General features: G+C 73.4%; 20 protein-coding genes and 1 tRNA gene. 10 read left to right on the top strand and 11 right to left on the bottom strand.

The window, feature by feature from the left end; translation table 11 throughout:
• Positions 1-84: 84 nt before the first annotated feature.
• Genes ACK99Q_RS06045 through ACK99Q_RS06030 form a run of 4 tightly spaced genes read right to left on the bottom strand, consistent with a single transcriptional unit; the run spans position 85 to position 3104 of the window.
• On the bottom strand, positions 85-861 hold the full coding sequence (locus ACK99Q_RS06045; RefSeq protein WP_410185296.1) for a type III pantothenate kinase: 777 nt from the start codon (positions 859-861) through the stop codon (positions 85-87).
• Positions 858-1274 carry an aspartate 1-decarboxylase gene (gene panD, locus ACK99Q_RS06040; RefSeq protein WP_179422512.1) on the bottom strand — a complete coding sequence of 139 codons (417 nt, stop codon included), beginning with the start codon at positions 1272-1274 and terminating at the stop codon, positions 858-860. Before panD ends, ACK99Q_RS06045 begins: the two co-directional genes overlap by 4 nt.
• A gap of 4 nt (positions 1275-1278) precedes the next feature.
• Positions 1279-2121, bottom strand: coding sequence for a pantoate--beta-alanine ligase (panC, locus tag ACK99Q_RS06035; protein ID WP_410185295.1), 843 nt, complete (start codon positions 2119-2121; stop codon positions 1279-1281).
• On the bottom strand, positions 2121-3104 hold the full coding sequence (locus ACK99Q_RS06030; protein ID WP_410185294.1) for a Rossmann-like and DUF2520 domain-containing protein: 984 nt from the start codon (positions 3102-3104) through the stop codon (positions 2121-2123). Before ACK99Q_RS06030 ends, panC begins: the two co-directional genes overlap by 1 nt.
• Positions 3105-3178: 74 nt before the next feature.
• Between ACK99Q_RS06030 and ACK99Q_RS06025 the strand changes: the two genes are divergently transcribed.
• Both ACK99Q_RS06025 and ACK99Q_RS06020 read left to right on the top strand, forming a co-directional pair.
• Entirely contained in the window at positions 3179-4651 is a 1473-nt protein-coding gene (locus ACK99Q_RS06025) for a polysaccharide pyruvyl transferase family protein (protein WP_410185293.1), read from the top strand.
• A 49-nt stretch (positions 4652-4700) separates the two neighbouring features.
• A tRNA-Lys gene (locus ACK99Q_RS06020) sits at positions 4701-4773 on the top strand.
• A 134-nt stretch (positions 4774-4907) separates the two neighbouring features.
• Here the strand turns inward: ACK99Q_RS06020 and ACK99Q_RS06015 are convergent.
• The 6 genes from ACK99Q_RS06015 to ACK99Q_RS05990 form a co-directional block, all read right to left on the bottom strand.
• Positions 4908-5939, bottom strand: coding sequence for an NADP-dependent oxidoreductase (locus tag ACK99Q_RS06015; RefSeq protein WP_410185292.1), 1032 nt, complete (start codon positions 5937-5939; stop codon positions 4908-4910).
• Between the two features lie 86 nt (positions 5940-6025).
• A complete protein-coding gene (locus ACK99Q_RS06010) occupies positions 6026-7711 on the bottom strand; it encodes an efflux RND transporter periplasmic adaptor subunit (RefSeq protein WP_410185291.1) in 1686 nt (561 codons plus the stop codon).
• Entirely contained in the window at positions 7708-8532 is an 825-nt protein-coding gene (locus ACK99Q_RS06005; RefSeq protein ID WP_410185290.1) for a DUF5666 domain-containing protein, read from the bottom strand. Before ACK99Q_RS06005 ends, ACK99Q_RS06010 begins: the two co-directional genes overlap by 4 nt.
• A gap of 23 nt (positions 8533-8555) precedes the next feature.
• Positions 8556-9779: an ABC transporter permease gene (locus tag ACK99Q_RS06000; RefSeq protein ID WP_410185289.1), complete on the bottom strand. Its 1224-nt coding sequence runs from the start codon at positions 9777-9779 to the stop codon at positions 8556-8558.
• Positions 9776-10468 (bottom strand): ABC transporter ATP-binding protein, encoded by a 693-nt coding sequence (locus ACK99Q_RS05995; RefSeq protein WP_410185288.1) that lies wholly within the window; start codon positions 10466-10468, stop codon positions 9776-9778. The genes ACK99Q_RS06000 and ACK99Q_RS05995 overlap by 4 nt, the downstream gene beginning before the upstream one ends.
• Positions 10465-11637 (bottom strand): efflux RND transporter periplasmic adaptor subunit, encoded by a 1173-nt coding sequence (locus ACK99Q_RS05990; protein ID WP_410185287.1) that lies wholly within the window; start codon positions 11635-11637, stop codon positions 10465-10467. The genes ACK99Q_RS05995 and ACK99Q_RS05990 overlap by 4 nt, the downstream gene beginning before the upstream one ends.
• Positions 11638-11808: 171 nt before the next feature.
• On the opposite strand from ACK99Q_RS05990, the gene ACK99Q_RS05985 reads away from it, so the two are divergent.
• The 6 genes from ACK99Q_RS05985 to ACK99Q_RS05960 all read left to right on the top strand — a co-directional run bounded on the left by ACK99Q_RS05985 (position 11809) and on the right by ACK99Q_RS05960 (position 18730).
• Positions 11809-13230, top strand: a complete 1422-nt coding sequence (locus ACK99Q_RS05985) for a hypothetical protein (protein ID WP_410185286.1) — start codon at positions 11809-11811, stop codon at positions 13228-13230.
• Positions 13227-14084 (top strand): hypothetical protein, encoded by an 858-nt coding sequence (locus ACK99Q_RS05980; protein WP_410185285.1) that lies wholly within the window; start codon positions 13227-13229, stop codon positions 14082-14084. Before ACK99Q_RS05985 ends, ACK99Q_RS05980 begins: the two co-directional genes overlap by 4 nt.
• Positions 14085-14153: 69 nt before the next feature.
• A complete protein-coding gene (locus ACK99Q_RS05975) occupies positions 14154-14972 on the top strand; it encodes a DivIVA domain-containing protein (RefSeq protein ID WP_410185284.1) in 819 nt (272 codons plus the stop codon).
• A gap of 100 nt (positions 14973-15072) precedes the next feature.
• Positions 15073-16017 carry a hypothetical protein gene (locus ACK99Q_RS05970; protein WP_410185283.1) on the top strand — a complete coding sequence of 315 codons (945 nt, stop codon included), beginning with the start codon at positions 15073-15075 and terminating at the stop codon, positions 16015-16017.
• Positions 16017-17477, top strand: a complete 1461-nt coding sequence (locus tag ACK99Q_RS05965; protein ID WP_410185282.1) for a DUF1800 domain-containing protein — start codon at positions 16017-16019, stop codon at positions 17475-17477. Before ACK99Q_RS05970 ends, ACK99Q_RS05965 begins: the two co-directional genes overlap by 1 nt.
• On the top strand, positions 17474-18730 hold the full coding sequence (locus tag ACK99Q_RS05960; RefSeq protein WP_410185281.1) for a DUF1501 domain-containing protein: 1257 nt from the start codon (positions 17474-17476) through the stop codon (positions 18728-18730). The genes ACK99Q_RS05965 and ACK99Q_RS05960 overlap by 4 nt, the downstream gene beginning before the upstream one ends.
• A 1-nt stretch (position 18731) precedes the next feature.
• Here the strand turns inward: ACK99Q_RS05960 and ACK99Q_RS05955 are convergent, their stop codons facing one another.
• Entirely contained in the window at positions 18732-19139 is a 408-nt protein-coding gene (locus ACK99Q_RS05955; RefSeq protein ID WP_410185280.1) for a pyridoxamine 5'-phosphate oxidase family protein, read from the bottom strand.
• 40 nt (positions 19140-19179) lie between these two features.
• Here ACK99Q_RS05955 and ACK99Q_RS05950 point away from each other — a divergent pair, with 40 nt between their 5' ends.
• Complete coding sequence (locus ACK99Q_RS05950; protein ID WP_410185279.1) at positions 19180-19887, top strand: lysoplasmalogenase; 708 nt, start codon at positions 19180-19182, stop codon at positions 19885-19887.
• Complete coding sequence (locus tag ACK99Q_RS05945) at positions 19884-20714, top strand: alpha/beta fold hydrolase (protein ID WP_410185278.1); 831 nt, start codon at positions 19884-19886, stop codon at positions 20712-20714. The genes ACK99Q_RS05950 and ACK99Q_RS05945 overlap by 4 nt, the downstream gene beginning before the upstream one ends.
• Positions 20715-20783 lie beyond the last annotated feature (69 nt).

Below are 20783 nucleotides of genomic sequence, written 5' to 3'. Positions count from 1 at the left end.
CCGCCCGTCACGAGATCTGCTCCTTTTTCGACGTTTGAGAGGCCCTCACAGGTCGAAAAAGGAGCACATCTCGGCCCGGGGCGGTCAGCGGTTCTTGGCGGCCACGAGGCGGAGGCCCTGGAGGGTGAGCTTCGGGTCGCGGGCGGTGATCGTCTCGCACTCGGTGAGCACGACCGCGGCGTGGCTGCCGGTGGCGATGACCGAGACGTCCTCGGGCTCCTCGCCGAGCGAGTCGATCATCCGCTCGACGATCGCGTCGATGAGGCCCGCGAAGCCGAACACGATGCCCGACTGCAGCGCCTCGACCGTGTTCTTGCCGATGACGTCGCGCGGCGTCGTGATCTCGACGCTGCGCAGCTGGGCGCTGCGGCGCACGATCGCGTCGAGCGAGACCTCGACGCCCGGAGCGATCGAGCCGCCCAGGTAGCGACCCTGCGCGTCGATCGCGTCGATCACCGTGGCCGTGCCCGTGAGGTCGACGACGATCGCCGGACCGCCGTACAGCTCCTTGGCCGCGAGGGCGTTGACGATGCGGTCGGTGCCAACCTCGCGCGGGTTGTCGGTGTGGATCGGCACGCCGGTCTTCACGCCCGGGCCGACCACCCACGCCGGCACGTCGCCGTAGTAGCGCAGGTAGGTGCGCCGCAGCGCCACCAGCAGCGCCGGGACGGTGCAGCACATGGCGATCTCGTCCACCTCGGGCAGGTTCGCGCGGCGCAGGAAGCCCTCCACCACGAGGAACCACTCGTCGGACGTGCGTCGCTCGTCGGAGGCGACGACGAAGTCGGCGATCAGCTCGTCGCCGTCGAACAGGCCGATGCTCGTGTCGGCGTTGCCCGCGTCGATCGCCAACAAGGTCATACGGTGACCAGGTCTCCGCGCTTGAGGCCCGAGTCGGCCGGGACGTCGGCGGCGTCGTGGCCCAGCGTGACGATCGAGTTGTCGGCGTCGACGAACACGACGCTCGGCTGCAGCTCGCGGGCCTCGGCGTCCTCGACCTGCGCGTAGGCGATCAGGATGACGATGTCGCCGGGGTGCACGAGGTGCGCGGCGGCGCCGTTGATGCCGATGACGCCCGAGCCGCGGGGGCCGGCGATCGTGTAGGTCTCCAGGCGGGCGCCGTTGGTGACGTCGACGATGTGCACGAGCTCGCCCGGCAGGATGTCGGACGCGTCGAGCAGGTCCTCGTCGACGGTGACCGAGCCGACGTAGTGCAGGTCGGCCTGCGTCACGGTGGCGCGGTGGATCTTGGACTTCATCATGGTGCGCAGCATCGGGTCACTTCCCTCTCTTCGCGACGTCCCCGAGAGGGACGGCGCAGTTGTCGAGCAGGCGCGGTCGGCCCACCCGGGCGGCCACCAGCAGGCGCGACTCCCGGCCGGGCTGGGCCGGTCCGAGGTCGGGGCTGGTGAGCACGAGATAGTCCGGGTCGATGCCGGCGTCGGCCAGCACCTTCCCGGCGGCATGGAGGACGGCCTCGGGGCCGTCGGGTCCGGCGTCGACGCCGGCGCGGAGGGCGGCCGAGATCGCGGCGGCACGCTCGCGCTCGGACGCGGTCAGGTAGCGGTTGCGCGAGCTCATCGCGAGCCCGTCGGACTCGCGGACCGTGGGGCAGCCGACCACCTCGACGCCCAGGCACAGCTCGCGCGCCATGAGCCGGATCAGCGTCAGCTGCTGGTAGTCCTTCTCGCCGAACACGGCGACGTCGGGACGCACGAGGCCGAACAGCTTCGAGACGACGGTGAGCACGCCACGGAAGTGCGTGGGGCGCTCGGCGCCCTCGAGGATCGAGCCGAGCGGGCCCGGATCGACCGTGATCGCGCCGTCGAGGCCGTGCGGGTACATCTCGTCCACCGTGGGCGCGAAGACGACGTCGACCCCGGCGGCCTCGCAGTGCTCGAGGTCGGCGTCGAACGTGCGCGGGTAGGCGTCGAGGTCCTCCCCCGGCGCGAACTGCGTGGGGTTGACGAAGATCGAGACGACGAGCGTGTCGGCGAGCGGCCGCGCGTGCCGCATGAGGCTCACGTGGCCGTCGTGCAGGGCGCCCATCGTGGGGACGAGGGCGACGGTGCCGGACGTGGCGGCGCGCAGCTCGGCCGCGGTGCGGACGACGGTGGGCATCAGCGGACCTTCTCGCGGATGACAGCCGTGCGGACGGCGTCGGCCGTGTCGGTGTCGATGCGGCCGGTGGACTCGGCGCGGTCGGCCGTGGCGGTGGCGAGGGCGGCGTAGGTGCGGCGCACCGACGGGTCGGCCAGCTGGGCGACGTGGGCGCGGACGGTGTCGACGTCGCCCCGGGCGACGGGACCGGTGAGGGCGGCGTCGCCGTAGGCCAGCGTGTTGTCGAGCGCGGCCTCGAGCAGCGGGCGCAGCACGGCGGCCGGGTCCTCGGCGCCGATCTGGCGCAGCAGGTCCATGGCCTGCGTGACGATCGTGGTGAGGTGGTTCGCGCCGTGGGCGAGCGAGGCGTGGTAGGTCGCGCGGTCGGCCTCGTCGACCCACATGACCGAGCCGTTCAGCTCGGCGACGAGGGTCTCGGCGGCGTCGCGGTCGGCCGGCGTGGCGGTCACGCCGAAGACGCAGCCGCGGTCGAGGTCGACCTCGGTGCCGGTGAAGGTCATGGCGGGGTGCATCGCGAGGGTGCGGGCACCGGCGCGCGCGAGCGGCTCGAGGACGGCGAGGCCGTGACGGCCGCTGGTGTGGGCGATCAGGCGGCCGGGGCCGACGTGCGGCGCGAGTTCGGCCACGACGCCGGCGAGGGCGTCGTCGGGCACGGCCAGGACGACGATCTCGGCGCGGCGCACGACCTCGGCGGGCTCGAGCACGGGGACGCCGCCGAGCAGGGTCTGCACGCGGAGACGCGAGGCGTCGGAGCGTCCGCTGACGCCGACGAGGTGGTGGCCGGCTCGCTGGAGCCGGCCGGCGAGGACGGAACCGACACGGCCGGCGCCGACCACACCCACGCGAGGGTGCGACATGGATCTTGCCTTTCGTTCCAGTCCCGAAGCGGGTACCAGACAAAGTGACGCCGTCAGTCTACGTCGCGGATCCCCGTCCTGTGCACTGAGGTGACCACGATCACAGTGGGACGCACGATGAGGCATGCGGGTACCGGAGCGGGGCGAAAGGCCTCATCGTCCGTCCCCGAAGGAGCGGGTCGCTCTGCCACACTGGCGCCATGGCTCGGATCCTCATCCGTGCGGGCAAGGACCCGTTCACGGCGGTCGTACCCGAGACGACCCTGACGCAGGACGTCTTCAACTCCAACAGCGGGAACTTCCTGTTCCAGCACTCCGTGTGGAAGGCGCTCGACGTGGCGCCGCACGAGCTGGTCGCGAACTCCACCCTGAGCGAGCGCCGTGCGGCCACGGCCGACGACGCCGCGCGCATGAACGACGAGTTCGACCACTTCGTCGTGCCGATGGCGAACTCGTTCCGCGCCGACTTCGCGGACAAGCTCGACAACCTCGCGGCCCTGGTCGAGCAGCTGACGATCCCCGTGACCGTCATCGGCATCGGCGCGCAGGCCCCCGCCGACCGCTCGTTCGACGCCCTCGCCGACGTGCGCGACGTGACCCGGCGGTTCGTCGCGGCGGTCCTCGAGCGCTCCGCCTCGATCGGCGTCCGCGGCGAGTTCACGCGTGACTTCCTCGTCGACCTCGGCTTCCCGGGCGACTCGATCGACGTCATCGGCTGCCCCTCGCTGTTCCTGCACGGACCCGACCTGAAGGTGCGCGACGTGCCGGCCTCGCTCGCCGAGGACGCCGCGCTCGGCCTCAACCTGACCCCCGAGGTGCCCGGCATCGGCGCCTTCGCCACCGAGCAGGGCGCGCGACACCCGAACCTGACCTACGTCGGCCAGGACCAGCACGACCTGCGGCTGCTGCTGTGGGGCGTCCCGCACCCGCACGTCACCGACCCGCTCGTGCCCGCGCACCTGCGCCACCCGCTGTACCAGCAGGACCGGATGCGGCTCTTCGTCGACACGTGGTCCTGGTACGACTTCCTCGCCCAGCAGGACTTCGTCTACGGCACGCGCTTCCACGGCAACGTGGCCGCGCTGCTGGCGGGCACGCCGGCGCTCATGCTGGCGCACGACTCGCGCACGCTCGAGCTGGCCGAGTACCACCGGATGCCGCACCGGCTGCAGCCGCGCTTCGACGAGCCGGTCCGCGTCGAGGACCTCCTCGAGGCCACCGACCTCGCGCCGTTCCACGAGGCCCTGCCCGAGCGCTTCGACCGCTACGCCGCGTTCCTCGAGCGAAACGGCCTCGAGCACCGCTGGCAGCCGGGTCGCGACGCCTCGCAGTTCGACTACCGGCTCGAGGCGGCCTCGTTCCCGCCGGCCGTGCACACGCTCGCGCGCCCCGACCTCGGCGAGGTCGCGGCGCGGCTCGACTGGCTCCGGCACGCCATGGTCATCGACATGACGCGGCACCCGAAGCGGTACGACTACCCCTTCGACACGCCGGCCTACCAGGGCGCGGGCTCGCGCCACGCCCGCCTGGCCGACCAGCGCGACGAGCGCGCGAAGCGCCAGCAGCAGCGGATCGACGAGCTGACCGCACGGATCGACCGCCTCGAGCGCGTCACGCCCGGCGGCCTGCTCGTGCGTCTCGCGCGCAGGCTGCGCGCGCTCTTTCGCGGCTGAGCGGGGCCGGGGCGACCCGGCTGGCAGACTGGACCCTGCGCCTCGGCGCGGGCCTCTAGCTCAATTGGCAGAGCAGCGGACTTTTAATCCGCGGGTTGTGGGTTCGAGTCCCACGGGGCCTACCCTTCCCCTTCCGTCGGCGCCGAGTGGCGCACACCGGGTCCCCGAGTGGCGCAGAACCGCCCGCCACTCGGCGAGTGGCGGGCGGAATTGCGCCACTCGCGCTTCAGGGGGGGCGAGCGGCGGGGCGGTGCGGTCAGGCGGTGGGGTCCTCGCGGAGGCGGACGATCGCCTTGCCGGTGTTGGCTCCGGTGAGCAGGCCGGCGAAGGCCTCGGGCATCGCGTCGAGCCCGTTCCACGTGGTCTCGTTGTAGGTCAGGTCCCCGTCGCGGAGCCACTGGCCGACCTTCTGCTCGAACTCGGGGCGCAGGGACTCGTGGTCGCTCACGATGAAGCCGCGCAGCGTGAGGCGCTTGCCCACGGCCTTGAACATGTTGCGCGGGCCGCTGGCCTTCGGGTCGTTGTAGCCCGAGATCGATCCGCACAGCGCCATCCGGCCGCGCTCGTTGATGTGCTCGAGCGCCGCCTCGAGGTGGTCGCCGCCCACGTTGTCGAAGTAGACCTCGAAGCCGTCGGGGAACGCCGCGCCGACCTGGCCCATGACGTCGCCGTCGCGGTAGTTGATGGCGGCGTCGAACTTCAGCTCGTCGGTCAGCAGCGCGACCTTCTCGGCCGATCCGGCGCTGCCGACCACGCGCTCGGCGCCGGCGAGGCGCGCGAACTGGCCGACGAGGCTGCCCACGGCGCCCGCGGCCGCCGAGACGAACACCGAGTCGCCGGGCTGGAACGCGGCGACGTCGAACAGGCCCGCGTAGGCCGTGTGGCCGGGCATGCCCAGCACGCCGAGGAAGTACGAGGTCGGCAGGCCGTTGAGGTCGAGCTTCGTCGCGTACTGGTCGGCCAGCACCGCGTGCTCGCGCCAGCCGAGGCCGTGACGGACGACCGTGCCGACGGGCAGGCTCTCGGAGCGCGACTCCACGACGACGCCCACGGCACCGCCGTCGAGCGCGTGGTCGAGCTTGAACGGCGGCACGTACGACTTCACGTCGTTCATCCGCGGGCGCATGTACGGGTCGACCGTCAGCACGATGTTCTCCACCAGCACGTCGCCCTCGCGCAGGTCGCGCAGCTCGCGCTCGACGAAGCGGTAGGTCTCGGGTCCCGGCAGTCCGGTGGGGCGCTGGGCGAGGTGGATCTCGCGGGTCGTGGTGGTCATGCTCGTCCTCACGGTCGGTCGCCGCGTCGCGGCGGTGGTCCGGGCGCGCCCGATGCGCGACGCCCGGCTCCCGCCATCGTATGGACCGCCGGAAGGCCTCACCCGGGAGGGCGACCGCCGGAGGGGAAGCCGGACGGCGGGCCGCCCCGGCCGCCGCCGGTGAGCGAGCGGGTGTCAGCGGAGTCGCTGCTGGGCAGCGCGGCCTCGAGGTCGGCGACCACCACGTGCTCCCCCGCGCTGATCCCGTCGGTGACGGCGACGACGGTGCTGCCGAGCGCTCCGAGCGTCACCTGGCGCCGCTCGACCTCGCCGTCGGACAGCACGAGGGCGGTGCCCTGGGTCGCCGTCCGGCGCGTCACCGCCGAGCTCGGCACGGTGACGACGTCCGCCGCCGTGCCGGTCACCACCGCCACGGACACGGCCGAGCCCTCCGGCGCCGACGTCTCGTCGTCGATCCGTACGGTCACGCCATAGGTCGTCGACGACTGCTCGTCCGAGGCATCGGGCTGCAGCGCGATCGCCGAGACCTCGGCGCCGAGCGACGCTCCTGTCGCGGTGGTCACGGTGGCGGCCTGGCCGACCTCGAGCGCACCGAGGTCGTCGACCGGCACGCTGAGCGTCGCGGTGGCGTCGCCGTCGCCCACGAGCACGAAGGCCCGGTCGCTCGTCGAGACCTCCGAGCCGGCCGCGACGTCCGCCGCGAGGACCGTGCCGTCGAACGGCGCGGTCAGCGACGCGGCCGCGAGGTCGGCCTCGGCCGACGCGAGCGCCGCCTCGGCGGTGTCGACGTCGGCCTGCGCGGACGCGAGATCGGCGGCCGTCGCCGTGGTCCCCGAGGAGCCGCCGGAGGGCGCCGCCGAGCCGCTCTTCGACTCAGGAGCGGCCTGCCGCTCGGGCTGCGACTTCTCCGGCTGGGTCGGGGTCTGCTCCTGCTTTCCGGAGTCCCGGTCCGGCGTCTGCTGCTCGGGCTCGTCCTCCGGTTCGGACTCGGCGTCCTCGGCCAGCTGGGCGACCGCCTCGTCGAGGGTCGCACCGAGCTCGACGAGGGCGGCCTGCTGCTCGTCCTGCTCCTGCGCCACGACGTCCTGGGCGTCCTGCACGGCCCGGAGCGCGTCGCGACACTCCTGCGTGAGCCCGGCGGCGTCCGCGTCCTCCGTGGCCTCCTCCTCGGCACACGCGTCCTGCTGCGCCGCCAGGGCCGTCTTCGCCGCGGCGATGGCCGCGGTGGCGTCGCTCTGCGCCGTCTTGACCGCCTCCTGCTGCTCCTTGAGCTCGGCAAGCCGCGTCGCGAGCGAGTCGTCGGACGCGGCGACCGTCATCGTGGCCGTCCCGGTGAACAGCGCACTGGTGACGGTGCCGGACGTCGAGGCGGACGACGGCGTCGCGCCGGATCCGCCGGACGCCCGCGAGACGGTGTCGATCTGCCCGTCCTCGACGTCGTCGAGGTAGGCCTCGGCGTCGGCGAGGTCGGCCCGCGCCGCGATGACGCTCGCGCGAAGGTCCGTGGCGTCGAGCGTGGCCAGCACATCGCCGGCCTCGACCTCGTCGCCCACGGACGCCCGCACCTTCCTCACGGTCCCGCTCGTCGCGAACGCGAGGTCGGAGCGGTTCGAGGCGGCGATCGTCCCGTCGTACGTCACGGTCTGCTCGACGTCCCCCTTCGCGGCGGTGGCGGTGCGGTACCGGTCCTCGCCCGCGTCCGAGGAGGCGGCGAACAGGCCGACGCCCAGCACCGTCGCCGCGGCGACGGCCGAGACGCCGACCCGCCGGCTGACCTGGATCACGCGGCCGCCGCCTCGTCCTGCTGGTCCTCGTCCTCCGGGGCGCCGCCCCGGCCGCCCGGGCCGCGCGTGACGCACTCGCCGTCGGCGGCGGGACTGATCGCGATCGAGGTCGCGGTGACGGCACCCTTCGAGTCGGACTCACCGCGCGTCTGGACGCACACGCCGACCTTCACGTCCTCGGCGTCGGCCTTCTCCGTGGTCGCGTAGGTCGTGTCGTCGGTGACGGCGACCGTCACCGAGCTGGTCTCGTCCGAGCCCGGACGCGTCGAGGCGACCGTGAAGCCGCTGTCGGTGACGGCCGTGACGCGACCGGCCGCGAGGCCGCCGCCCATGCCCCCACCCATGCCCCGGGGCGCGTCGGACGGACGGTCGGTCGGCGCGTCCGACGGACGGTCCTGCGGCATGTCGCCGCGGTCCGGACGCTCGCCGCCGGGTCCGCCGAAGCCGCCCGAGCAGTCGTCGCCCTCGGCCTCGGTGATCCGCACGGACGCGGCGGTGACGGTGTCGTCGCCCTCGCCCGACACGACGACGCACGAGCCGGCCGTGACGTCGTCCAGCGAGCCCGCGACCTGCTGCGTGAACGTCGTGGAGGACGTCCACGTGACGGCGGTCTGGCTCGAGGAGCCCTGCACCTGCGCGGTCGAGCCGTCGACGGCGGCGACCTTGCCCGAGCCGGGCTGGCCTCCGCCGGGGCGGCCCGATCCCGGCTGCTGGGACGACTGCGCCGAGGCCGGGTCCTGGTCGACGTCCTCCTCCCCGCAGCCGGAGAGGGAGACCGCGAGGACCAGGGCGGTCGCGGAGAGGGTCAGGATGCGCTTCATGGTGACTCCTGTCGTGAGGGGGTTCATTCGCTGCGGAGGGCCTCGATCGGCGTGAGCCGGGCGGCGCGGCTCGCGGGGTAGACCCCGAAGCCGAGCCCGAGGGCCAGGGAGGTCGCCAGCGCGAGCAGGGTCGCGAGGGCGGAGACGGACACGGGCTGGTCGATGAGGGGCGGCAGGGCCCACGCGCCGGCGACGCCCAGGGCCACACCGACGAGTCCGCCGGCCAGCCCGAGGATCGACGCCTCGACGAGGAACTGGCGCCCGATCACCGAGGGGGTCGCGCCGAGGGCCTTGCGCAGGCCGATCTCGCGGATCCGCTCGGTGACCGAGACGAGCATGATGTTCATGACGCCGATGCCGCCGACCAGCAGCGAGATCGCGGCGACCCCACCGAGCAGCACCGTGAGGGTGCGGTTCGTCGAGTTCGCGGTCTCCAGCAGCGACGCCTGGCTCGTGACGGTGAAGTCCGCGTCGTCGGTGCCGGTGATGTCGTGCCGGTTGGTCAGCAGGGCCTCGATCTCCTGGTAGGCGGCCGATAGCCCGTCGGAGGAGGCCGCCTGCACGTAGATCGAGGAGAGGGTCGTCCCCGTCGAGCCGGTCGCGGCGGCGGCCGCGGACAGCGGCACGACGGCCGTGTCGTCCTGCGAGGTCTCCGACGACGAGCCCGACGGCGCCAGCACGCCGATCACGGTGAACGCGGTCCCGTCGACCGTCACCGACTGCCCCACCGGCGAGCCGATCGCGAACAGCTCGGCCGCGGTGTCGGCGCCCAGCACCATGACCTTCGCGCCGGACTCGGCCTCGGCGGCCGTGAAGAACCGACCGGACTCGACCTCGCGGTTGCGGACCTGCTGCCACGGCGGGGTCGTCCCGACCATCGACGTCGTCCAGTTCGTCGTGCCGTTCACGAGGGAGACGGAGGCCGAGGTGGTGGGCGCGACCGCCTCGACGTCGGGCACCGCGTCCTGGTCGGCGATCGCGACCGCGTCGGCGAGGGTCAGCGTCGTCGCCGACCCGAAGCCGCCGCGCTGGCCGCCGCTGGTCGAGTTGCCCGGCGAGACGACGAGCAGGTTGCTGCCGAGCGCGTCGATCTGCTCGGCGACCTCGTCCTGGGCGCCCTGCCCGAGGCCCACGGTGAGGATCACCGACGAGACGCCGATGATGATCCCGAGCATCGTCAGGGCCGAGCGCAGCGCGTGCGCCCGGACGGCCTCGAGGCCGGTGCGGAAGGTCTCGGCCCAGTTCATGCCAGGCTCCATTCCGAGGCCTGGACGACGCGCCCGTCGCGCACGACGACCTGACGGTCGGCGCGCTCGGCGACGTCGTGCTCGTGCGTGATCAGCACGATCGTGCGGCCCATCGAGGAGAGCTCGTCGAACAGCGCCAGCACGTCGGCGGTCGAGCGCGAGTCGAGGTTGCCGGTGGGCTCGTCCGCCAGCACCATCGCCGGGTCGGTGACCAGGGCGCGGGCGACGGCGACGCGCTGCTGCTGGCCGCCCGAGAGCTCGCCCGGGCGGTGGTCGGCCCGATCGCCGAGCCCCACCCGCTCCAGGGCGGCGACCGAGCGCTCGCGGCGCTCGTCGCGGTCGACCCCGGCGTAGACCAGCGGCAGCTCGACGTTGCGCCACGCCGGCAGGCTCGGCAGCAGGTTGAACTGCTGGAAGACGAAGCCGATGAGGCGGTTGCGCACGTCGGCCAGCCGCACCTCGTCGAGCGTCGAGACGTCCTCGTCGGCGAGCGCGTAGGTGCCGTGGGTCGGCACGTCGAGGCAGCCGAGGATGTTCATCAGCGTGGACTTGCCCGAGCCGGACGGCCCGACGATCGCGACGTACTCGCCCTGCTCGATGTCGAGCGTCACACCGTCGAGGGCGGCGACCTCGAGCGCCCCGGTCGTGTAGACCTTGCGCACGTCCCGCAGGGAGATCAGCGCGCTCATCCGTTGCCCCCGGGCAGCTGGCCCGGCATCGCACCGCCGGGCGGCATGCCGCCACCGGCGGGGAACCCGCCCTGCTCGCCGCCGCGGCCGGCGCCGCCACCCGCGCGACGGACGGCCTGCTCGTACCGGACCGTGTCGCCCTCCTCGAGGCCCTTCACGATCTCGGTGCTCATGCCGGCGGTGTCGCCGATCTCGACGGCCGTCCGCTCGGCCTTCCCGTCGGTCACCTTCGTGACGTAGGCCTGCCCGTCCTCGGTGGTGATCGCCGCCGTCGGCACCGTGAGCACGTCGGCGCGCGACTCCACGATGATCGAGACGTCGGCGCTCGTGCCGGCGTAGAGGTCCTCCTGCTCGCCGGTCAGCGCGATCGTCACCGGGAAGGTGGCGGTGCCGTCCGTGCCCACCTCGGCGACCCGGCCCACCGACTGCACCGTGCCGAAGACCGGCTCGGTGGCACCCGTGGGCGTCACCTGGGCCTGCAGCCCGGCCTCGATCCGCTCCACGTCGGCAGCGGAGACGCTCGCGGTCAGGACGAATCGCCGCGGCGTGATGACCGTGATCCCCGTGCTGTCCGTGGTCGAGGCACCCGTGGCGCCGCCGGATCCACCCGAGCCGCTCGAGCCGCTCGAGCCGCCGACGCGGTCGCCCTTCTCGTAGCCGACCGAGGCGACGGTGCCGGCGAACGGCGCGGTGAGCGTCGCCGCCTCCAGCGCGTCCTCGGCCGCGGCCACGTCGGCCCGTGCGCTCTCCACCTTGGCGGTGTTCGCCGCCTGCTGGGCCGAGGTCTCGTCGCCGTCGCTCGCCGCGGTCGTCTCCGCGGCCGTCAGCTGGGCCTCGGCCGACGCGAGCGAGGCCTCCAGCGCGGACGTGTCGATCGTCGCGAGCACCTCGCCCTTGCGGACGGTGTCGCCCGCCTCGACCCGCACCTTCGTGACGGTGCCGGAGGAGTCGAACGCCAGCGTCGACGAGCGACGGGCCGCGAGCGTGCCGCTGCCGGTGACCGTGTCCTCGAGCGTCGTCGTGGTCGCCTCCGCCGTGGTCGTGGTGGCGGTGGCCTCCTCGGCGTCGGAGCGTCCGACGTACCAGGCGGCCGAGGCCACCAGGACGGCGACGGCCGCGGCGGCGAGGCGCCGTCGACGGGTTCCGAGCAAGCTCGCGAGCGTTCTCATGCAGTCCCTCCGGGTCGGTGTGGGCACCACCGTGGTGGTCCCTGCTGGGGCCGTCCTGCGGCGTGCCTGTGAACGGGCTGTGGGGCGCCGGGTGACTCGCGTCTCACCGGCCGAAAAGGCGCGTCTCACCCCTCGATCCGTGGTGGGGGGCCGTGGAACACTGGTCGGACCATGTCGGCTGATCACACCCAGGGATCCGGGTCGGCCACCGCCCACGCCCGCGGTGTCGCCGACCTGCTGCGTCATGCCCAGGAGGTGGCCGCCGAGCTCGAGGCGTCCGCCGCCGCCGAGGCCGAGCGCATCACCACCGAGGCCCGCCGGCTCGAGGCCGAGGCCCGGCTCCTCTACGACGACGCGCGCCAGGTGCGCGACACGGCCGACGCCCACCTCGTCAACGTCACCGAGCAGCTCGACCGGGCGTCCGAGGACGCCGCCACGATCGTCGCCGACGCCAGCGAGCAGGCCACCGTCCTGGTGCGCGACGCCGAGCAGCGCCGCGAGGTCGCCGAGCGCGATGCCGAGGCCACGTTCGCCGACGCCCACGAGCGCACCGAGGTCATGCTCACCGAGGCCGCCGGCGAGGCCGGCCGCCTGCTGTCCGAGGCGCACGAGAAGGCCGACCGGCTCGTCCGCGACGCCGAGGCCCGAGCCGCCGCGCTCCTGTCCACGGCCCGGGCCGACAGCGAGCGACGCACCACCGAGGCCGAGGAGTACGTCGAGCGCATCGTCGCCGAGGCCGACCAGCACACCCTCGAGATCTCGCAGGCCGCCACCCGCAACGCCGAGATGGTGGTCGAGTCCGCCATCGACGAGGCCGACCGCGCCAAGGTCGAGGCCGAGCGCCTGCTGGCCCACGCCCGCCAGGACGCCGACAGCCGCGTCGAGCACGCGCGCGCCGAGTCCGAGCGCACGATCTCCGCCGCCCGCGCCGAGCTCGACGAGACCCGCGCCACGATCGACCTGCTGCTGGGCAACGGCCACCTCGAGTCCGAGCGGATGCGTCAGCAGGGTCACCGCGACGCCGCGTCCGTCCTGCGCCGCACCCGCATCGTCGCCGGCGGCATCGCTGCGCGCGTCCGCGCCCGTCTGGCCGACGACATCGCGCAGGCCGAGGAAGCCGCCGCCGACCTCGCCTCCGCCGCCGACGACGTCCTCTCCGACGCCCAGGTCCGCGCCGAGCGCATCCTCGTCGAGGCCGGCCAGGAGGCCAGCCGGCTGCGCGCCCAGGCCGAGGCGCTGGCCGACGCCACCGAGGAGCGCGCCTCCCGCCGCCTCGCCGAGGCCGAGTCCGCCGCCCGCCTGCTGCGCTCGCGCGTGAGCGACGAGGTGCTCACCACCCAGCGCGACGCGCTGCGCGAGAGCAAGGCCCGCCGCGACGAGGCCACGGCCCTGCTCGCCGAGGCCCACGAGCGCGTGGCGCAGGCCCGCCACGAGGCCCGCACGCTGCTCGAGCAGGCCCGCGGCGAGGCCGACGACCTGCTGGCCGCGCGCGACCGAGCCGCCGACGAGCTCGCACGACTCTCCGACGTCATCACGGTGCTCTCGGGCCATGACACCGACCACTCCGGCAACGAGGAGCAGCCACCCGCATGACCGAGTCCACCGCCGACTTCCGCATCGTCCTGCGCGGGTTCGACCCCGTCCAGGTCCAGTCCCGCGTCACCGAACTCGAGGACGAGATCGAGCGCCTGCGCGCCGTTCCCGAGGCCCGGCCGGTCGACGAGGAGCCCAGGCCGACCGAGCCCGCGTCCTTCGAGCACCTCGGCGAGCGCGTCGTGCAGATCCTGGCCCTGGCCCGCGAGGAGGCCGCGGCGCTGCGCGAGTCCGCCGCCACCGAGGTCGCCGAGGCGCGTCAGTCCGCCGACGAGGAGATCGCCCGCCTGCGCGAGCACGCCCAGGTCCACGCCGACACCACCCGCGGCGACGCCGAGGCCGAGGCGACCCGCACGGTCGAGGACGCCCGAAGCACCGCCGCCGACCTGCTCGAGAGCGCCGAGCGCGAGGTGGCCACCCGACGGCACGAGGCCGAGACGCTGGTCGAGCGCCAGCGCGCGAAGGCCGCCGCCGCCAACGCCGACTTCGAGGTCGCGATGGCTTCGCGCCGCGAGGCCGCGGAGCAGCAGTTCGCCGAGTCCGAGGCCGAGCACCGCTCGCGCCTCGACGAGCTGGAGCGCCGCCTGCAGGAGCAGCACGCGGCCGCCGAGGCCGAGCGTGCCGACGCCGAGCGCGACGCCCGCCGCATCCTCGAGGAGGCCCAGGCCCGCGCGAACGGCCTGGTCCACGACGCCAAGTCCACGGCCGACCGCATCCGGGCCGAGTCCGAACGGGAAGTTGCCGCCGCGATGCAACGACGCGACAGCATCAACGACCAGCTGGCGAACCTGCGCCAGATGCTGAGCACCCTCACCGGGTCGCCGGCCACGCCCCGGGACGACACCACCGCGTGACACGGGACACCCGTCCCGTGCGTTGAGGACCTGCGGGGTGCTTGTCCCCTCTGAGACAATGGACCCACCATGAGCAGCCCGAACTCGTCCTTCCGCACCGTCATGCGCGGCTACGACCCCAGCGAGGTCGACGCGCACATCGCCACGCTCAAGGAGCACGCGAAGGCCCTTCGCGAGCAGATCGCCGAGGGCGAGGACCGGCTGGCCGCGGTCACCGAGCCGAACTTCCGGCACCTCGGCGACCGCGTGGGCCAGATCCTGAGCCTCGCGGAGGAGGAGGCCGCCGCGCTGCGCAAGGCCACCGCCAAGGAGGTCGAGACCCAGCGCACCGACGCGAACGACGCGGTCCGCAAGCTGCGCAAGGAGGCCGACGCCTACGACGTCAGCACGCGCCGCGAGGCCGACGAGTACGCCGGGGCGACCCGTCGAGAGGCCGACGAGTACGCCGAGGCCACCCGGCGCGAGGCCGATCTCGAGGCCGACCGCGTGCGCAAGCAGGCGCTCGACGAGGCCGCCAAGGTCACCGAGGCCGCCCAGGCCGAGCTCGACCGCATCACCGCCGAGCACCAGCGGTCGGTCGCCGAGTTCGAGCAGGACCTCGCCGCCCGTCGCGCGAAGGCCGAGGCCGAGCAGGCCGAGGCCGCTCGTCTCGACCGCGAGCGTGCCGACGAGGCGCACCGCAAGGCCGCCGCGATCGTCGAGGACGCGAAGGCCGAGGCCGAGCGCGTCCGCGTCGAGTCCGAGCGCGAGGTCGCCGAGATCGAGCGCCGCCGCGAGAGCATCAACGCCCAGCTGACGAACGTCCGCCGTGCACTGGCGAACCTCACGGGCGAGGCTCCGCAGGAGGAGCAGGGCTCCCTCTTCGAGGCCTCCTCCGAGCGCGGCTGACCCGCACCGAGCACGTCACGGCCCGCCCCTGTTGGGGCGGGCCGTTCTCGTTGCGCCGACGGACTGTTCTTTCGGCGCGCGGTCAGTCATCATCTTCCCCATGCGCCACATTCGTCACATCGGAGCCGCGACGGCCGTCGCGGTCGTCGTGACGGCCCTCGCCGGGGGCGCGCTCGTGGTGGCGCAGGAGCGCACGGCGGTCGAGCGGCCCGCCGAGACGACGCTCCAGCCGGCGGCGAAGAGGCCCGCGCTGAGTCTCGGCGCCACGCCCCGCAGCCTCGAGCGCGGCCAGGTCGTGACGTTCCGCCTGAAGACCTCCACGAAGCACCCGCGGCCCGTGCACCTGCAGCGCTACGACTCGACCCGCAAGGCCTGGCGCACGATCGCGAAGCGCACGGTGCGCGGGAGCGCCTCCGTCCGCCTGAAGCCCGGGACCGGCACGTTCACCTACCGCGCGATCGCGCCGCGCGTCAGGCACAGGAGCGGAGGCTCCGCGCACACGCACCGCCTCGCCCGCTCGGGCAAGGTCAAGGTCGCCGTGCGCGCCGTGCAGCGCACCGTGCCGTCCCGGCCCGCCACCCTGACGGCCGAGGAGAAGACGCTGCTCGCCGCCGTGCGCGAGGCCCGCGGCACCTACGCGCGTCCCGCCGTCACGGCCGCCACCGATCGCGGCGCGGAGGCCTGCCTCACGACGTACGCGCGACGTCATGCCGCGTGGATGGCGAGCCTGGGCCGCGCCGCCGATCCGGGCTCCGCGGAGCACCGTGCCGCCGGGCGCAGCCTGCCGGCGAAGGACTGCCCCGGACGGACCGTCTCGGCCGTCACCCGCGCCGTCGGCAGCGGGAGCGCCGCCGACGCCGTCCGCACCACGGTCGACGCCTGGCTGTCCTCGCCCTACGGCGAGACCGGCCGCCTGCTCTCGGCCTGCCACGACGCCAGCGGCTTCGAGTACGGGATCGCCTCGACCACGGCCGGCGGGACGCGCTGGCTCACCGTCCTCGTCTCGTCGGACACCGCCGCCACCACGTCGTCGGGGGCCTGCTGATGGCCGCCCTGCCCGGCACGCAGCCGCGCCTGACCGAGTACGCGCAGCACCTCGTCCGCCGGTTCACCTACGGCCACAACGGCCGCCTCGAGGCCGACGTCCTGCGGTTCGGGTCCGTCGACGCCTGGTTCGAGGCGCAGCTGTCGCCCGGCAAGGATGCGACCGCGGACGCGACGCTGGCCTGGTTCCCGCACCTGCGCGACTCCCCCGCCACCGCATGGGAGAACGCGCGCAGCGGTGCCTACGGCGGCTGGCAGTACGGCAACGACCTCGTCCGGTACTCGCTGTCCCGCCGCGTGGTGTCGACGTGGCAGGTGCACGAGGTGATGGTCGACTTCTGGTCGAACCTGCTGCACATCCCGGCCGGCGAGGACTCGAGCTTCCCCTGGCGGATGCACTACGACACGCACGCGATCCGTCCGCACGCGCTCGGCACCTATCGCGCGCTGCTGCGGGCGGCCGTGACCCATCCGTCGATGTCGGGCTACCTGTCGAACCACCGCAACACCAAGGCGCAGATCAACGAGAACCTCGGGCGCGAGCTGCTCGAGCTCTACACCGTGGGCCGCACGGCCGGGTACACCGAGGACGACGTGAAGGACTCGGCCCGCCTGCTCACCGGCTTCACCGTCGCGGTCGGCAAGGACTACGCCGCCGGCTACGACCCGGCTCGCCACCACGTCGGGGCCGTGTCGGTGCTGGGCCAGCGGTTCGAGAACGCCGCGGCGGACGGACGGCCCCAGCTGGACGCCTACCTCGACTGGCTCGCGATGCGGCCCGAGACGGCGACGCGCATCGCCCGCCGGCTGTGCGTGCGGTTCGTCAGCGACGACCCGCCGCAGAGCGTGGTCGACGCGGTCCGCGCCACCTACCTCGACTCCGGCTCGGACATCAGGGCGTGCCTGCGCACGCTCGTGCGCCACGACGCGTTCCGCGCCTCGGCCTTCCGCAAGGCGCGCACGCCCGTGGAGGACGTGCTCGCCACCCAGCGCGCGTGCGACATCGTGCCCACCGGCGCGGGCTCGGGCAGCCACGTCGACTCGTTCAGCTGGCAGTGCAGCTGGACCGGTCAGGCGCTGTTCTCGTGGCCGCGGCCCGACGGCTTCCCCGAGCAGTCCGACACCTACCTGTCCCCCGCGCGCATGCTGCGGACGTGGACCGTCCACACCTGGATGGCCAGCACGAACGGCACGCTCAAGCAGGCCACCCGGCCGCTCGTGCGCGACCTCATCCCGCCGGTGTGGCCGCTGCCGCTGGCCGACCTCGTGCACCACCAGTCCGTCATGATGACCGGCCGCCGGGCCACGTCCGAGACCGTCGCCGGGGCCGCCACGCTGATCGACAAGCCCGCGTCCCACGTCTTCTCGAAGTCCTGGGAGCGCGAGACCGACTACCTCGCCTGGATGCTGACGCTGATCCGGACGGCGATCCTCAACGCACCGGAGGCGATGCTGCGATGACCGACGGACACGACGCGTCCTGCGCCGACTACGGCGTCACCCGGCGCAACCTGCTGAGGTCGGCGGGCCTGATCGGCATGGCGGGCGTCTCCACGAAGATGTTCGGCGACGTCCTGACGTCCACCGCCTACGGCGCCACGAACGGCAACATCCTCGTCGTGCTGTCGCTGCGCGGCGGCGCCGACGGGATGTCGATGATGGTGCCGCACGCCGAGTCGGCCTACTACGCCGCGCGCCCGAACATCGCCGTGAAGAAGGCCGAGCTGCTCAGGCCCGACGACACGTTCGGCCTGCACCCGTCGTTCAGGCCGCTCGAGTCGCTGTGGGACAGCGGGCGAATGGCCGCGATCCACGCCGTCGGCCTGCCGACCCCGAACCGCTCGCACTTCGAGGCCATGGAGCTGGTCGAGGACGCCGACCCCGGGTCGTCGGAGCGGATCGGCTGGCTCAACCGCGTCATCGGCTGCTTCACCTCGAACGACGTGTTCGACGGCATCCAGGTGGGCTCGACCGTCATGCCGACCTCGCTCATCGGGCCCGAGCCGTCGTTCGCGACCTCGGACTTCTCCTCGCTCTCGGCGCCGTGGGCCGACCACGCGGGCCTCGGCCCGCGCGTCCGCTCGGTCCTGTCGACGATGTACCGCGACGCGGGCACGGTCATCGGCAAGGCCGGCCAGGAGGCGCTCGCCCTCGACCGGCGCACCGGCACGATCGCCGCCGAGGAGAAGAAGGGCCCGCAGCACGGCGCGGTCTACCCCGAGCACAACGAGCTCGCGCGCGCCCTGGCGAGCTCGGCCGCGCTCATCCGCGCGGGCGTCGGCGTGCGCGCGATCGCGGTGGACTTCGGCGGCTGGGACCACCACGTCGACATCTCGTGGCGGATCAGCCGGCAGATCGAGCAGATGTCGAAGTCGATCGCGGCGTTCCTCACCGACCTCGGCCCCGACGCGTCGCGCGTGACGATCGTGACGCTCAGCGAGTTCGGGCGCCGGCTCGGCCAGAACGGCGCGGCGGGTCTCGACCACGGCTACGGCAACGCCGTGTTCGCGTTCGGCGCCGGAGTCCGGGGCGGCTACTACGCGAACTGGCCGACGCTCGCCACGGACCGCCGGGTCGACGGCGACCTCGCCGTCACCACCGACTACCGCAGCGTGCTGGCCGAGATCCTCGCCGCGCGCTTCCCCGAGGTGGGCGTCGGCACGGTGTTCCCGGGCCTCACGCGCACGACCCTCGGGTTCATGTCGCCGTATTGAGTCAGCCCGGGAACTGGCGCACGCGGCGCCCGCGGACGTCGTCGATCGTGATCGCGATGTGGACGGGCGAGCCCTCGGCGCTGACCCACGAGTTCGGCAGCCGGGTGCCGAACTCCTCGAGCTGCGCCTTCGTCGCCCGTGCCGCGCTGCCGCGCACCACGACGCTCCAGCCGGTCTGGTACGTGTCGTCGTGGTGGTCCGCCTCGAGGACGAAGCGGCGGTCGACGATCGTGGACAGTCCCGAGGTCTCGCTCGTGCGGATCAGGATGATGCCGTCGTCGTAGGCGTAGTTGACGGGCAGCAGCTCCAGCTGGTCGCCGGTGTCGAACGCGATCCGCGCGAACCGACCGACCTTCAGCAGCTCGCGGCACTCGTCCTGGTCCAACTCCTGGATCGATCCGGTGCTCATGTGTCCATTGTGCACGCGTGACCAGCGTTACGGTGTGGCCATGAACTCGCTCCGCAGCCCCTGGCTCGCCGCGTTCGGCCTCGCCGTCGTGGTGCACCTGGCGCTCGTGCTCGCCGAAGCCCAGCCGTGGGAGAGCATCTCCAAGTGCCTCCTCGCCCCCTTGCTCGTCGGGTGGGTGATCGAGCAGAAGGGCCCCCGGATCCTCGCGCTCGCGCTCGTCTTCTGCCTCGGCGGCGACCTGTTCCTCGAGATCGACGGCCTCTTCATCGCCGGGATGGCGTCGTTCGCGGCGGCGCACGTGTGCTTCGTGACGTTCTTCGTCCGCCGCGGCGCGCTCGACGTGCTCCGCCGCCGGGTGTGGATCCCGCTGGCCCTGCTGGTCGCCGCCGTGGTGCTGCTGGTGTGGGTCTGGCCCGGGCTCGACGCCGAGCTGCGGGTGCCCGTGGTGGTCTACGCGCTGCTGCTGTCCTCGACCGCGGCCACCGCCCTGGCGGTCGACCTGCGGGCCGGGATCGGCGCCCTGCTGTTCCTGTTCAGCGACGGTCTCATCGCGGCGCGCATCGCCGACCGGGTGCCCGAGGAGTCGGCGTTCGGTAACTTCGTCGTCATGCTGACCTACGCGCTGGCACTGTTCTTCCTCACCACCGCGATCGTGCAGAAGGAGGCCCGCAGCCGGGCCGCCACCGCGGGGTTCGATGCGACGCGGCCCACGGACTGCTGGCCGAAGCTGCCGACGGGGGCGGCGTGAGCACCGTCGAGGCCTCGGGCCTGGCCTTCGACGTCGACCTGTTCGGACCCGAGGACGGCACGCCCGTCGTGCTGCTGCACGGCTGGCCGCAGGACCGTCGCTCGTGGCGTGGAGTCGCCGAGCGCCTCGCCGCCGAGGGGCTGCGCGTCATCGTGCCCGACCAGCGCGGCTACAGCCCCACCGCGCGACCCGAGGGCGTCGAGAGCTACCGCGCCGACGTGCTGGCCGACGACGTCGTCGCGATCGCGGCGGCGCTCGGGCACGACCGTTTCCACCTCGTCGGTCACGACTGGGGCGCGGCCGTCTCGTGGGTCGTGGCCACGCGTCACGCCGCCCACGTGCTGACGCTCACCGCGGTCTCGGTGCCGCACCTGGCCGCCTACAACGAGGCGCTGGCCGGCGACCCCGACCAGCAGCAGCGCGGCGCCTACATCGGCCTGCTGCGCCGGCCGGGCAAGGCCGAGACGGTCCTGCTGGAGGACGACGGGGCGCGGCTGCGCGCGATGTACGGCGGCGACGTGCCGCCCGAGGACGAGGCCGGCTACGTCGAGAAGCTGTCCGAGCCGGGTGCCCTCACGGCGACGCTGAACTGGTACCGCGCGATGACGCCCGCACTCTCGGCGACGCCCTCGGTGACGGTGCCGACGACATTCGTCTGGGGCGCCACCGACCTCGCCATCGGCCGCTACGGCGCCGAGCGCTGCGGCGACCACGTCACCGGCGACTACCGCTTCGTCGAGGTCGACAGCGGCCACTGGCTCCCCGACACGCACCCCGACCTGCTCGCCTCCGAGATCCTCGACCGGGTCCGCAGTTTCCCCGGTTAAGTGGGTTTTCTGTCACTGAACGAGGTTTGCAAACCTCGTGAAGTGACAGTTTCCCCGCTTAACCGGGGA

Origin of the sequence: Aeromicrobium sp. MLTX1, assembly GCF_046452335.1 — a bacterium.
Taxonomy (GTDB): domain Bacteria; phylum Actinomycetota; class Actinomycetes; order Propionibacteriales; family Nocardioidaceae; genus Aeromicrobium.
Note: the sequence above shows the minus strand (reverse complement) of the source record. Positions and strands in the feature narration are given on the sequence as shown.